The sequence below is a fragment of the Streptomyces africanus genome, from assembly GCF_030816955.1.
GTDB lineage: Bacteria > Actinomycetota > Actinomycetes > Streptomycetales > Streptomycetaceae > Streptomyces > Streptomyces africanus.
The window spans coordinates 925,297-938,611 of record NZ_JAUSYP010000001.1 but is presented as its reverse complement, the minus strand read 5'-3'; the positions used below and the strand labels follow the sequence as shown (position 1 = coordinate 938,611).

Below are 13,315 nucleotides of genomic sequence, written 5' to 3'. Positions count from 1 at the left end.
ACCGCCACCGACTTCGTGAATACGCACTTCTGAACCAGGGGGGACACCCTTCATGCACGCAGACCTCTCCCGCTCCACGTTCCGCCCGGAGCGGCACTACTCCGCGGTCGTCGCCCAGCAGGGCCGCGTCCAGCTCGACGCCGACCTCAACGAACAGACCGCGATCCAGCTCCACCAGGCCCGCAGCCTCGCCGCCGACCTGATCGGACCGCACGGCGGGCCGCGCGACGCCGCCGGCTTCCGCATCGAGTACGTCGGCGGCAAGCACGAGATCGACACTCTCCTCATCCACGGCGGCCGTTACTACGTCGACGGCATCCTGTGCGACGCCGGCCGCCCGGCCGCCGGAGTGCCCGTCACCGACGAGGACAGCGAGGAGCCGGCGCCGGAGCCGCCCGCGCACTGGACCTACTGGGACCAGCCCGACGGCTTCCGCGACCCGGAGAAGCCCGGTGACCGGCTGCCCTCGCCCGCCCAGTCGCCGTTCGTCGTCTACCTGAACGTGTGGGAGCGCTCGGTCACCGCGGCCGAGGACCCCGCCCTGCGCGAGGTCGCCCTCGGCGCCGCCATGCCCGACACCGCCGCCCGTGTGAAGGTCGTCTGGCAGGTGCTGCCCCTGTCCCTCGCCGCGCTGGAGATCGAGGAGACCGATCCTTCCAAGGAGGTCGTCCGCGCCGCGTTCACCCGCTGGGCGCAGCGGCAGTCCGCCCCCTCGGCCCGGCTCGCCGCCCGCAGCGAGCGGCCCGACCACGCCGACGAGGACCCGTGCCTGGTCAAGCCGGACGCGCACTACCGCGGCCCGGAGAACCAGCTGTACCGCGTGGAGGTCCACGAGGGCGGCGAGGCGAAGGACGCCACCTTCAAGTGGTCCCGCGAGAACGGCTCCGTCGTCTTCGCCGTCGACGAACTCGACGGCACCTGGGTGCAGTTGGCGTCCCTCGGCCACGACGACAAGCTGGACCTGGACGTCGGCGACCACGTGGAGTTCGTCGACACCGCCTACGCCTCCCGCCTGGAGCCCCTGCCGCTGCTGCGGGTCGAGGAACTGGACCTGCCCGGCCGGCGCGTCCGCCTGTCCGCCGAACCCGCCCCGGGCGTCGGACGGCTCGCGCACCTGAACCCGTACCTGCGCCGCTGGGACCACCACGGCGGTCCGAAGCGCAAGGGCCGCACCACCGCCCTGCGCGGCGGCGCGGTCCCCGTCACGGAGGGGGAGTGGCTGCCTTTGGAGGACGGCGTCGAGGTGTACTTCGCCAAGGGCGGCACCTACCGCACCGGTGACCACTGGATCGTGCCCGCCCGCACCGCCACCGGCAGCGTCGAATGGCCCGTCGACCCGGCCCGCCGTCCCCTCCTCCAGGGTCCGGCCGGCATCGCCCGGCACTTCGCCCCGCTGGCCCTGATCAAGGGCGAGGGCAGCGCCGTCGACCTGCGCCTGGCGTTCGGCCCGCTGGCGAGCAGCATGCCGCCCGCGGACGAGGCGACGCTCGCCGCCGAGGAGCAGGCCCACCGCGAGGAACTGGCCGCCGAGGACCCTTCCCACGGGCGGTCCCACACCACCGCCGAGGCGGAAGCCGCCGTGGAAGGAGACAATTGATGGCCAAGCCGCTGAGCGCGTCCAAGCTGGTGGAGATTCTCCGGGCCGAGGGCCTGACCGTCCACGAGGTCCGCAGTTGGCGCACCCACAACCGCAACAGCAAGGGCCCCTGGGGCCCGGTCAACGGCGTGATGATCCACCACACCGTCACCTCCGGCACCGCCGCCTCCGTCGACATCTGCTACGACGGCTACTCCAGCCTGCCCGGGCCGCTCTGCCACGGCGTCATCGACAAGAAGGGCCACGTCCACCTGGTCGGCAACGGCCGCGCCAACCACGCCGGCCTCGGCGACAGCGACGTCCTGCGCGCCGTGATCAACGAGTCGAAGCTGCCGCACGACAACGAGGCCGACACCGACGGCAACCGGCATTTCTACGGCTTCGAGTGCATCAACCTCGGCAACGGCAAGGACCCCTGGCCCGAGGTGCAGAAGGAGGCCATCGAGAAGGTGGCCGCGGCGATCTGCCGCCACCACGGCTGGTCCGAACGCTCCGTCATCGGCCACAAGGAGTGGCAGCCGGGCAAGGTGGACCCGCGCGGTTTCACCATGGACGGCATGCGCAAGCGCATAGCCGAGCGACTCAAGGGCGCCGGAGGCGGAAGCAAGCCGGCCCCCGACCCGAAGCCGGCGCCCAAGCCGTCCTACGAGCCGTTCCCGGGCGCCGCGTTCTTCCACGTCGGGCAGCGCTCCCCGCTCATCACGGCGATGGGCCGCCGCCTGGTCGCCGAGGGGTGCAGCCGCTACGAGGAGGGTCCGAGCCCCGACTGGAGCGAGGCCGACCGCCGGTCCTACGCGCTCTGGCAGCAGAAGCAGGGCTTCTCCGGCAAGGACGCCGACGGCATCCCCGGCAAGCTCACCTGGGACCGGCTGAAGGTGCCGAAGTCCAAGTGACCGGGTGCGCCCCTCCAACGGGAGGGGCGCCCGCCCGTCACCAGCGGGGGAGCCGCAGCTCGTACTCCGGCTGGATCCGCCGCATGTAGCCGGTGTCGTCCCTGCCGCGCATGCCTGAGTCGACGTACCGCCGGTGCAGCTGCTCCAGCTTGTCGTGGTCGAGCTCGACCCCCAGCCCCGGCCCGGTCGGCACCCGCACCTCCCCGTCGCGCAGCTCCAGCACACCGGGGACGATCACGTCGTCCGCCGAGTTCCACGGGTAGTGCGTGTCGCAGGAGTGGTCGAGGTTGGGGATGGCCGCGGCGACATGGGTCATCGCGGCGAGGCTGATGCCCAGGTGCGAGTTGGAGTGCATCGACAGGGCGATCCCGAACGCCTCGCACACGGCGGCCAGTTCCCGCGTGCGGCGCAGCCCGCCCCAGTAGTGGTGGTCGGTGAGCAGGACCTGGACCGCGTTCTGTTCGACGGCCGGTTTCAGATGCTCCCAGGCGATCACGCACATGTTGGTCGCGAGCGGCATGGGCGACTCCTTCGCCACCTCCGCCATTCCGGGGATGCCCTTGGTCGGGTCCTCCAAGTACTCCAGTACGCCGTCGAGTTCACGGGCGACGTATGTCGACGTCTCCACCGTCCACGCCACGTTCGGGTCCAGCCGCAGCGGCTGCCCTGGGAAGGCCTCCGCCAGCGCCCGGATCGCGGCGATCTCCTCGTCCGGCGGGAACACACCGCCCTTGAGCTTGAACGACCGGAAGCCGTACCGCTCCTGCATCAGCCGGGCCTGCTCGACGATCCCTGCCGGGTCGAGGGCCTCGCCCCAGTCGTCGGTGATCGCCGGACGGCCGTCGAGCGCGGGGTGTTCGGCCCACTTGTAGAAGAGGTACGCGGCGAACGGCACCGCGTCGCGGACCCTGCCGCCCAGCAGGTCGCTGACCGGGCGGCCGAGCAGCTTGCCCTGCGCGTCGAGGCAGGCCACCTCGACCGCCGAGGTGGTCCAGCCGCGCTCGTGCGAGCTGGGCACGGTCGGCAGCAGGGCCGCGTCGATCGCGGCGGAGACGGCGGTGGTGTCGAAGACGTCCATTCCGGCGACCACCTTCGCCGCGGCCTGGAGCCGCTCCAGCCGGGCGGTGCCTCCTGGGGACTCGCCGAGCCCCACCGTGCCGTCCTCCAGCACGAGTTGGAGGATGATCCGCAGCGCGAGCGGCTCGTGCACACCGTTGGAGTTGAGCAGCGGCGGGTCACCGAAGGCGATCGGCGTGATGATCAGCTCACGGATACGCGTGGAGCTCATGCGGCGGCCACCTCCAGTCCGTGGTCGAGGAGTTTCGCCAGCCGGGCGAGGTGCTCCGGTGTCGGATCCAGCAGCGGAGCCCGTACGCCGCCGACGTCGAGGCCGCGCAGCGTCACCCCCGCCTTGACGAGCGACACGGCGTACCCGGGGACCTCGTCGCGCAGGGCGACCAGCGGGCCGTAGAACTCGTCGAGGAGCCGGGAGACCCGTGCCTCGTCGTCCTCGGCCAGGGCCCGGTGGAAGGCCAGGGCGATCTCCGGGGCGAAGGCGAACACCGCGGAGGAGTACAGCCCGACGCCGATGCCCTGGTAGGCGGGCGCGGTCATCTCGGCGGTGGGCAGGCCGTTGAAGAACTGGAAGTCCTCCGTGCCCGGCACGGCACGCACCGCGCGGACGATGCGGTGCATCCGCTCGATGTCCCCGATGCCGTCCTTGAGCCCGACGACCCCGGGCAGGGCGGCGATCTCGGCGGCCGTTTCCGCGGTGAGCCGGGCGGTGCCCCGCTGGTAGAAGACGACGGGCAGCCCGGTGGCCGCGGTGACCTCCCGGACGTAGCGCACCAGGCCCTGCTGCGGGGCGCCGACCAGATAGGGCGGCAGCAGCAGGATGCCGTCGGCGCCGGCGCGTTCGACCCGGGCGGCCTGGTCCCGGGCGACCGGTGCGGGACCGCCGGCGGCGGCGAGGACCGGGACGCGCCCGGCAGTCGTCCGTACCGCGACCCGGGTCGCCCGCTCGATCTCCTCGGCCGACAGGGCGTGGAACTCGCCGGTGCCGCAGGCGACGAACACACCTCCCGCGCCCGCGGCGACACCCGACTCGATGTGCTGGGCCAGCCGTTCCTCGTCCAGTGAACCGTCCGCCGCGAACGGCGTGACCGGGAAGAACAGCACTCCGTGGAACTTCATGTCTCCCTCAAACGTGGGGGTGGGTGGTCAGCCCTTGGTGGCACCGGCGGCGATGCCGGTGACCAGCGAGCGCTGGAGGAGCAGATAGACGATCAGGCTGGGGACGAGGGCGATGACCGCACCGGCCAGCACCACTCCCGAGCCGACCTCGGGGTCGGTGCGCAGGATGGACAGGGCGACGGTGACCGTGTAGTCGGTGGGGTCCTTGGCGGCGATCAGGGGCAGCAGGTACTGGTCCCAGATCATGATGAAGCCGAGCACCCCGGCCACACCGAGCGCGGGCTTGCACAGCGGCAGGATGACCTGCCACAGCATCCGCAGCTCACCGACGCCGTCGATCCGGGCGGCCTCCTCGATCTCGGCGGGGATGTCCTTCATGAACTCGGTGAGCACCATCACCGAGAAGCCCCAGGCGCCGAGCGGCAGGATGACGCCCCAGACGGTGCCCTTCAGATCGAGCCCGACCACGGGCACATGGCCGAGGACCAGGGACAGCGGGATGGCGATGACCTCCTCGGGAAGCATCATCGTCAGCATGAACAGGGTCAGGATCAGCGCCTGCCCGCGGAACCTGTGCCGGGCCAGGGCGTACGCGGCGAGCGTGCAGACGACGAGCTGGAGCAGCAGTCCGCCGCCCGCGATGACCAGCGAGTTGCCGAAGTAGTCCCAGATGCCGCGCTCGCCCGCCACCCGGAAGTTCAGCAGGGTCGGGTGGTGGGGGAGGAACGACAGGGTCGAACCGCTGGCCTTCTCGCTGAACGAACCGGAGAAGACCGTCACGAACGGCGCGGCGAAGACGCCCAGGGCGAGTACGCAGAGCAGGACGCGCAGCGCCCAGGCGAGGCCCGGCCGGTCGCTCCAGCCGAGGGCGGTGTCGAAACGGGCGGGGGTGGTGCGCTGCTTCCCGGCGGACTTCCCCGTCGGAGAGGCGGTCACCGGGGTCCGGACGGGGTCGATGGCGGGCGCGCTCATCTCACGTCTCCCCTCTTGCGGAAGTAGTTGACCGTGACGGTGAGCAGCAGCGTCACGCAGAGCAGGAGCACGGAGGCGGCCGAGGCGCCGCCGATGTCGTTGCGGGAGAAGCCGAGGGTGTAGGCGCGGGTCATCCACACGTCGGTCGACCCGGCCGGACCGCCGCCGGTGAGGACGTACACCTCGGTGAAGACGCGCAGTCCGCGGATGGCGGCGAGGGTCAGGACGATGCCGAGGGCCGGGCGGATCGCGGGCAGGGTGATGTGCCGCAGCCGCTGCCACAGCGACACCCCGTCCATCGCGGCGGCCTCGTACAGCGAGCGGTCCACGCCCGCCAGTCCGGCGAGGATGATCACCATGTTGTACGGGGCGAGCATCCAGATGCCCATGGCCATGGTCGCCCACAGTGCCGTGTCGGGGTTGTCGAGGTAGGGCACGGGCCCCAGACCGAGGAGCCCGAGACCGCTGTTGATCAGGCCGTCGGAGGTCGGGTAGTACATCAGCCGCCACATCTCGCCGACCACCGCGGTGGCGGTGACGACGGGCAGGAAGACGGCGGTACGGATGATCTTCAGCGAGCGGGCCTGGCCTTCGAGCAGCAGAGCCAGGAGGACACCGGCGACGATGCCGCCGAGGGACATGCCGATGCCCAGGACCAGCGTGTGGCTGATCGCGTCCTGGAACCGGTGGTCGGTCAGGACCCGGGTGTAGTTGTCGAGGCCGACCCACTTGTCGCCGAGGAAGGGCCGCACGTCGAAGAAGCTGAGCCAGACGCCCTTGCCCATGGGGAGGAACTTGAAGACCAGGGCGAGCAGCAGACCCGGGGCGAGGAACAGCCAGGGCAGGACGGCCTTCTTGCTGAGGAACCGGGCTCTGCGCGGCCCGGGTGTCGTCACGGTCGCGGTCATTTCAACAGGTCCTGGTCCTTGAGGTCACCGGCGAGGGTGTCGTTGAGTTCCTTCAGGCCCGAGCGGACGTCGCTGCCGCAGTACGTGAAGATCGCGTTGAGTGCGTCGGCGGTGTCCTGCTTGACCGGTGCGAAGTCGGGCGCGTTGGGGAACTGCACGGAAGCCGTCTCGTATGCCTTCTGCACCACGCTCCAGCGCGGGTCGTGGCGCACCTTCGCCGCGTCCAGCGTGGAGTTGACGGGAATGCGCACGACGGGCTGGTGGTCGCCGGTCATGGCGAGCGTCTGGCCCTCGGGGGAGATCAGGAAGGCCGCCAGCGTCCGCTCCAGCCCGGCCTTCCCGGTCTTCGCGCCGAAGTAGACGTTCTCGCCGTCGGCCAGCACGTCGTTCCCGGCCGGACCCGCGGGGGCGGGCAGGACCTCGTACTTGTCCTTGCCGAGCGCCTTGTCGAACGTGGAGATGTTGTACGGGCCGGTGAGGTACATCCCGGCGTTGCCGTCCTGGAAGTTGGTGGTGTTCGCGGTGACGGAGGTGAGGGCGCTGGGCTGGATGACACCGTTGTCACCGCAGAAGAGGTTCTTCTTCATCCAGGTGACGGTGCGCAGGGCGGCCGCCGAGTCCATGGCGGGCCGGTAGCCCGTGCCCTCCTTCTCGAGGATCCGGACCCCGCCCTGCCACAGGTAGCTGGCGCCCCACCAGGCGACATAGCCGTTCTGCGCGCTGCCGGGCACGACCATGCCGTACGTGTCCTTCTTGCCGTCGCCGTCCGGGTCGCGGGTGGCGAAGGCCTTGGCGAGGGCGAGCGTGTCCTGCCAGGTCTTGGGCTGCGGCAGGCCGAGCTTCTCGCGCCAGTCCTTGCGGACGAACAGCGTCATGGCCTGACGGGAGTACGGGATGCCGTAGTGCCTGCCGTCGCGGCCCACGGTGGACGACCAGGACCGGGCGGTGATCTCGTCGTGTCCGGCGATCGAGGCCGGGGTGATGGGCTTGAGCAGGCCCTGGGCCTGGTAACTGCCCATCAGCGCCGTGTCGTTGATCATGACGTCCGGCAGGTCCCTGGTGGACGCGCGGCTCTGCAACTGCTGGTCGAAGTTCATGACCGGCTGGTAGTCGATCTTGATGCCGGTCTTCTTGGTGAAGGCGGCGAACACCCTCTTGTAGGTCTGCGCGGAGTCCGGATCGCTCCGGGTCCACACCTCCAGCGTGTTCGGATCGCCGGCCCGGGCGCTGCCGGAACCGGAGCCGCAGGCGGCCGTTCCGAACAGGAGACCCGAGACGGCGAGCGCGGCGGCCAGGCGTCGGCGATCCCGCATGGATGGTTCTCCGTTCATATCCGTGAACCAACTTCACGAATCTAAATGATCGGCCAAGCTAGGATCGTTTCATCACCATGTCAATACATGGCTGAAACATTTCACCGAGGTCACACGAGGCCACACGAAGCCGTGCGCGGGCCCGGAGAACGACAGCGGCCCCAACCGGATGGACCGGTTGGGGCCGTGTGAGAGAAGGTCCGAGGTCAGCCGCTGTGCTCGGCGCGCTCGGCGTTCTTCTTCTTGAGCCGGGCCGCCTCCTTGCGGACCTCCGCCTGGGTGGTGCGCTCCCGCTGCAGCCACTCGGGGTTGTCCTGCTTCAGCGTCTCGATCTGTTCGGTGGTGAGGGGCTCGGTGACACCGCCGCGGGCGAGACCCGCGATGGAGACGCCGAGCTTCGCAGCTACCACCGGGCGGGGGTGCGGGCCGTTGCCCCGCAGGTCCTGAAGCCACTGCGGCGGGTTCGCCTGGAGCTCGTTCAGCTCGGCGCGCGAGACGACGCCCTCCCGGAACTCGGCGGGTGTGGCCTCGAGGTACACACCCAGCTTCTTCGCCGCGGTCGCGGGCTTCATGGTCTGGGTGCTCTGGTGCGACGTCATGCCGTCCAGCGTATCGAGCGTGTGCGCGACCGCTGACCACGGCAGCTCACCACGGCCGGTAACCTGGCCGGGTGACAGGCTCGGATGAATCTCCCTCGTTCCGGCTCGTGTACGTCCCCGGGGTGATGCCCGACAAGTGGGTGCGCATCTGGAACGAGCGGCAGCCCGATGTCCCGCTGGCCCTGACGCAGGTGCCCCCCGGGGCGGCGGCCGGGCGGCTGCTGGACGGGGACGCCGACGCGGGTCTCGTACGCCTTCCCGTCGACCGGACGGTCTTCAGCGCGATCCCCCTCTACACCGAGCAGACGGTCGTCGTCGTACCCCAGGATCACCTGGTCACGGCGGTCGACGAGGTGTCCCCGGAGGACCTGTCCGACGACATCGTGCTGCACCCCCTCGACGACGTCCTCGACTGGGAGAACCTCCCCGGGCGGCCCGCCCTCGAACGCCCCGCCACCACGGCCGACGCCGTCGAACTGGTCGCGGCGGGGATCGGCGTGCTCGTCGTCCCCCTGTCGCTCGCCCGCCTCCACCACCGCAAGGACCTCACCCACCGTCCCCTCAAGGACGCCCCCGAGTCGAGCGTGGCCCTGGCCTGGCCCGAGGAGGCGACGACGGACCTGGTGGAGGACTTCATCGGCATCGTCCGCGGCCGCACGGCCAACAGCACCCGGGGCCGCAAGCAGCCTGCGGCGCAGGAGAAGCCCATGCGCACGGACAAGGACGGAGCCCGGCGGAAGCCGACGGCGGCCAAGCAGCAGGGCGCGAACCGGCGCGCGGGCGGCGCCGGCGCCACCCCGAAGGGCGGAAAGCGGGGCAGGCCCCGCCGCCGGGCGTAGCTCGCGACGGGCGCGGGCTCGCCCCGGCGCAGGTGGGCCGGCCGGCGGCGGGGACGCTCACCCGGCCTCGGCGCCGGCCGGCGCCCCTGGCATTCCGGCCGGCGCCGGCCTCGGCCGGAACCCGGCGCCCGCGCTCACCCCGCCGACGGAGACGGTGCCCCGAAGGACGGATTCGGAGCGACCGTCTGCAGGTCCTTCAGGTCTTCGGGGATCGGCAGCACCCGGACCGGCGCACCCGCCTGCGGAGGCGGCGGCGTCGTCTGGTCCTGGGGCAGCTTGGGAGGGGAGGTGATCTGGAAGCTGACCTGCTCGTGATTGATCAGACCGGTCTTCTCCAGGACCGTGATGTGGTCGAGCACGGTGTCGTTGGTCTGGTCGGCCAGCTGGCGCACCAGGCTGTTCCGGGTGGTCGCCCGGATCTTGGCGATCGTCGGGAAGATTCCCCCGTGCGCGACGCGCATGATGGTCACGGCCGTGGAGTCGAACTCCTTGCCGGTAGCGCCCTCCGCCGTCGCCACGAACTGCTGCTGCTGCGGCGACGCCTCGTTCGGCAGGGTGATGCCCAGGTCAGTGGAGACCTTGCGGCAGGACGCGTCGAGCCGGCCGTGCCCCACGAGCAGATGCTGGGCAACCTCCTTCATCGCCGGCGTCGTGCCCCGCTCCATCGCCATCTGCCCCAGCGGGTACTCCCACAAGCCGGCCGCGCGAACACGGACCACGAAGTCGCGGTCCGCCTCGGTCAGCGGACCCCACTGGGTGTTGGCGATGATGCGGTCCTGGCCGGAAGCCGTGTTCTGCACGCCCAGCATGCTCGGATAGGCGAGCGCGGTGAGCGTCAGGATCATCGCACCGCCCACGAACGCGGTTCCTGCCGTGCTGCGCGAGATGCGCATCGTGCCTCCTGGGATATGAACGGCCCAACGCCAGAAGGTACGTATGCCAGAGCCAAAACAATCACCGCTGCCGCAAAAAAAATTCGGCGGTCCGACCGGGCCCGGTGCCGAGGGCGACACGGCACCGGACCGGGGCGGAAAGGCTCAGGGCCGGTATGAGGCCGCGCCCGCCGTGCTCACCACCTTGTCGCCGTCCGCTCGGCTCAGCAGCCCGGCCGACACCCACGCGTCCACCGTGGACCGCACCCGCGCCACCAGCGCCCCCTTGTTCCGGAACGGCGCCCCGGCCCAGACCTCGTCCAGCAGCGTGGAGCCGTCGGCCTTCGCCGGGTTGGCGACGCCCGAGTCCCGCCCGCCGAAGACGACCTTCGGCTCCGAGCGCCGGAAGTAGGCGTGCGTCGGATCCTCCGTCCCCTCGAAGAACGGCGCCCACTCCGTGCCGTCCAGCGTGAAGTGCAGCGGCTTGCCCGCGACCGGCGTGAGGGAGTGCGACAGATCGCCGGACAGCCCGGCATCGCCGTACAGTCCGACTTTGAGGTACTCCGTGGCGGCGTCGCGGGCGACCAGGTTGACCGGGCCGTGGAACAGGGTCTGCAATGACGGGTCGTCGAGGGCCCTCTCCACCCGCGTCCGGAACGGCATGGCGATGCGGACGGTGTCGCCGGCCCGCCAGGTCCGGGACACGTCGAAGTAGCTCCCGGGCTTCGGAGTCCCGGACACCGCACGCCCGTTGACGGTCACCCGGAACCCGGCCGTCGCCCACGACGGGACCCGCAGCCGCAGCGTGAAGGAGGCCCGGCGGCCCCCGAAGGTCAGCGTGCTGCCCTGCTCCCGCGGAAAGCGGGTGGTCTGCGTGACCGTGACGCCCTTCTCGGCCCAGGTCAGCGTGGACGGGCTGTACAGGTTGACGTACAGGGCACTGCCGTCGGCCTTCGCGAAGTACACCGAGTCCTGGTACTTCGTGGCGCTCTCCATGCCGGTGCCCTCGCAGCAGGTCGTGCCCTGCTTGGGCGTGTAGTCCCGGACATGACCGGGCGTCAGCCCGATGAAGTACGTGACGAGCGGCTTCTCCGCGTCCGGCTTGTCCTGCTTCGAACCGAGTACCTGGTTGTACAGGGCCCGCTCGTAGTAGTCCATGTACGTCGGGTCCTGCTCGTGGAAGAACAGGGTCCGGCTCAGCTTGAGCATGTTGTACGCGCAGCAGGTCTCCGCGGTGGTCGCGCTGATGGTGCCCGCGATCACGTCCCGGGCCTTGAAGAACTCCTGGGTGCTGGTCCCGCCGATGCCGTACATGCGGTGCGGTACGACCATGTCCCAGAAGTTCTTCGCCGCTGTGAGGTAGCGCTCCTCGCCCGTCTCGTCGTACAGCCGCACATAGCCGGTGAAGATCGGGATGTGCTGGTTGGCGTGCAGTCCGTCGATGATGTCGGTGTCAGCCGCGCACGCGTCGATCAGCCGGTCGAGGTCGAACAGCTTGGCCAGCGCGAGGTGTTCGGCCTTGCCGGTGATCGTGTGCAGGTCGCAGATCGCCTCGACGATGCCGCCGAACTCGCCGCTGGAGAAGATCCCCCACATGCGCTGGAGTGTGGACTCGGGCAGCCTGGACAGCCGGGAGTGCATCCAGTCGCACATGCCGGACGCGAGGTCCAGGGCCCGGTCGTCGTCCGTTGCGGTGTACGCGTCGAGCAGCCCCCTGAGGATCTTGTGCGCGGTGTAGTACGGCGCCCACACCTTGGTGTAGTCGGAGCTGGTCCTCGACTCCAGGTCGATGAACTGCGTCTCCGGGTACGCCGCGAGGAACCCGGGGTGGCTGGGCCCGCCCCAGGTGCGGCGCAGGGTGGCGGCCAGGCCACGGCCGGAGGCGTCCGCGAACGTCCCGCCGGTCGTCTCGTCGAAGGCGTACGACGCCAGGTCGCCCCGGCTCGTCGAGGCGTCGGCGGCCCGGCGGCTCTGCAACTCGGTGATCTCGGCGGCGGTCAGGGCCCGTGAGAAGACGTTGAACTCCTCGTAGGCGCCCGCGAAGACCGGGTCGGCGGAGTAGTTGGAGCGGCCGAGCCAGTTGTTCTTCAGCGTGCCGAGGGCCGCCGGGGTGAGGCTCATCGCGGTGTTCCGCGCCACGGCCGTGCCGTTGACGTAGAGCGTGCCGGTGCCGCCCGCGATCGTCACCGCCAGGTGGCTCCACTGGTCCAGCGGCAGCGGGGCCGTGCCGTTGATGGCCTGCTCGCCGCCGGCGCCCGACGTGGTGATGGCGAAGCGCGGCACTCCGGCCTGGTTGCGGGCGGCCAGATACATATAACGGGTGGTGTCGTCACCGAAGTCGAAGACGCGGGTCCAGTTGGCGTCGTGCGTGGGCCGCACCCAGACGGAGAGGGTGATCGCCGAAGCCCCGCCGAGCACGGTCACCGGCAGATCCACGTACTGGTACGAACCCCGCACCTGATCCGCGCCGGTCCCGAACTTCCCGGGCACGCTCAGCACCGCCGGGTCCCGCCGCAGCGCCGCGCGCACCTCGGTCAATGCCCCGACCATGGTGCCGATCCGGTCGGCGAACACCCGCTCCTTCGTACCGCGGTACGCCTGCGCCAGCATGGTCAGGAAGTGGCCGGTGTAGTGACCCCGCAGGTTGCCGTTGGCCTCACCGTCCAGCCCTTCCCAGCCGCCGGGGGCGACCGCGCCGCCGGTGGAGAGACCGGCGTTGGCGCGGAACACCTGGAGCAGCCGGTTCACGTCGTAGCCGCGGGCGTGGTCCAGCATCAGCTGCCGCTTGTCGGCGAAGATGCCCCGGCCGAGGGTGACGTCCTCCAGGGCGAAGGGACGTACGGTCCAGGCGGACGGGGTGCCGGCGGCGACCGCCGCGGTCACGGCGGACGCGGCAGCCTGCCTTGTGCTGACCTCGGATATCGCCGGGTACGGCCGCGGCGAGGGCCGCGGCCTGGAGAAGGGTTCGTCTGGAGAGGGGCCGTGCCATGTGTGCTCCTCCACGGGGCCATGGGTCCAGGGTTCACGGGTTAGCGGTACGCGGTCTGGTCGAAATGTCGAACACTGTGCGGATGATCGACCAGACCCTAGGGAGGGGACGGGGGAGCGTCAACGGGGCGGGAGGGGTGA

General features: G+C 70.6%; 10 protein-coding genes and 1 pseudogene. 3 read left to right on the top strand and 8 right to left on the bottom strand.

The features are described from left to right. Positions 1-52 precede the first annotated feature (52 nt). Together QF034_RS04560 and QF034_RS04555 are read left to right on the top strand one after the other, a co-directional pair. On the top strand, positions 53-1,597 hold the full coding sequence (locus tag QF034_RS04560; protein WP_307173695.1) for a DUF6519 domain-containing protein: 1,545 nt from the start codon (positions 53-55) through the stop codon (positions 1,595-1,597). Further along, a complete protein-coding gene (locus QF034_RS04555) occupies positions 1,597-2,490 on the top strand; it encodes a peptidoglycan-binding protein (protein ID WP_307173694.1) in 894 nt (297 codons plus the stop codon). Before QF034_RS04560 ends, QF034_RS04555 begins: the two co-directional genes overlap by 1 nt. A 37-nt stretch (positions 2,491-2,527) precedes the next feature. Here QF034_RS04555 and QF034_RS04550 read toward each other — a convergent pair whose 3' ends face one another. The 6 genes from QF034_RS04550 to QF034_RS04525 all read right to left on the bottom strand — a co-directional run bounded on the left by QF034_RS04550 (position 2,528) and on the right by QF034_RS04525 (position 8,475). Then, a complete protein-coding gene (locus QF034_RS04550) occupies positions 2,528-3,778 on the bottom strand; it encodes a glucarate dehydratase family protein (protein ID WP_307173693.1) in 1,251 nt (416 codons plus the stop codon). Continuing rightward, positions 3,775-4,683: a 5-dehydro-4-deoxyglucarate dehydratase gene (locus QF034_RS04545; RefSeq protein ID WP_307173692.1), complete on the bottom strand. Its 909-nt coding sequence runs from the start codon at positions 4,681-4,683 to the stop codon at positions 3,775-3,777. The genes QF034_RS04550 and QF034_RS04545 overlap by 4 nt, the downstream gene beginning before the upstream one ends. Positions 4,684-4,710: 27 nt before the next feature. After that, positions 4,711-5,655, bottom strand: coding sequence for a carbohydrate ABC transporter permease (locus QF034_RS04540; protein WP_307173691.1), 945 nt, complete (start codon positions 5,653-5,655; stop codon positions 4,711-4,713). Then, a complete protein-coding gene (locus QF034_RS04535) occupies positions 5,652-6,563 on the bottom strand; it encodes a carbohydrate ABC transporter permease (protein ID WP_307173690.1) in 912 nt (303 codons plus the stop codon). The genes QF034_RS04540 and QF034_RS04535 overlap by 4 nt, the downstream gene beginning before the upstream one ends. After that, positions 6,560-7,876: a sugar ABC transporter substrate-binding protein gene (locus tag QF034_RS04530; RefSeq protein ID WP_307173689.1), complete on the bottom strand. Its 1,317-nt coding sequence runs from the start codon at positions 7,874-7,876 to the stop codon at positions 6,560-6,562. The genes QF034_RS04535 and QF034_RS04530 overlap by 4 nt, the downstream gene beginning before the upstream one ends. 206 nt (positions 7,877-8,082) lie before the next feature. After that, positions 8,083-8,475 (bottom strand): DUF5997 family protein, encoded by a 393-nt coding sequence (locus QF034_RS04525; protein WP_307173688.1) that lies wholly within the window; start codon positions 8,473-8,475, stop codon positions 8,083-8,085. A gap of 71 nt (positions 8,476-8,546) precedes the next feature. On the opposite strand from QF034_RS04525, the gene QF034_RS04520 reads away from it, so the two are divergent. After that, positions 8,547-9,314: a LysR family transcriptional regulator substrate-binding protein gene (locus QF034_RS04520; RefSeq protein ID WP_307173687.1), complete on the top strand. Its 768-nt coding sequence runs from the start codon at positions 8,547-8,549 to the stop codon at positions 9,312-9,314. A 134-nt stretch (positions 9,315-9,448) separates the two neighbouring features. Here QF034_RS04520 and QF034_RS04515 read toward each other — a convergent pair whose 3' ends face one another. Further along, complete coding sequence (locus QF034_RS04515) at positions 9,449-10,207, bottom strand: DUF4142 domain-containing protein (RefSeq protein ID WP_307173686.1); 759 nt, start codon at positions 10,205-10,207, stop codon at positions 9,449-9,451. Positions 10,208-10,351: 144 nt separating this feature from the next. Then, a pseudogene (locus QF034_RS04510) lies at positions 10,352-13,175 on the bottom strand (beta-L-arabinofuranosidase domain-containing protein). Positions 13,176-13,315: the final 140 nt, after the last annotated feature.

Bases quoted from the DNA above. Each gene is read 5' to 3' on its own strand.
- QF034_RS04540 (WP_307173691.1), bottom strand. From the start codon at position 5,655: ATGAGCGCGCCCGCCATCGACCCCGTCCGGACCCCGGTGACCGCCTCT.
- QF034_RS04515 (WP_307173686.1), bottom strand. From the start codon at position 10,207: ATGCGCATCTCGCGCAGCACGGCAGGAACCGCGTTCGTGGGCGGTGCG.
- QF034_RS04535 (WP_307173690.1), bottom strand. From the start codon at position 6,563: ATGACCGCGACCGTGACGACACCCGGGCCGCGCAGAGCCCGGTTCCTC.
- QF034_RS04550 (WP_307173693.1), bottom strand. From the start codon at position 3,778: ATGAGCTCCACGCGTATCCGTGAGCTGATCATCACGCCGATCGCCTTC.
- QF034_RS04530 (WP_307173689.1), bottom strand. From the start codon at position 7,876: ATGCGGGATCGCCGACGCCTGGCCGCCGCGCTCGCCGTCTCGGGTCTC.
- QF034_RS04555 (WP_307173694.1), top strand. From the start codon at position 1,597: ATGGCCAAGCCGCTGAGCGCGTCCAAGCTGGTGGAGATTCTCCGGGCC.
- QF034_RS04545 (WP_307173692.1), bottom strand. From the start codon at position 4,683: ATGAAGTTCCACGGAGTGCTGTTCTTCCCGGTCACGCCGTTCGCGGCG.
- QF034_RS04560 (WP_307173695.1), top strand. From the start codon at position 53: ATGCACGCAGACCTCTCCCGCTCCACGTTCCGCCCGGAGCGGCACTAC.
- QF034_RS04525 (WP_307173688.1), bottom strand. From the start codon at position 8,475: ATGACGTCGCACCAGAGCACCCAGACCATGAAGCCCGCGACCGCGGCG.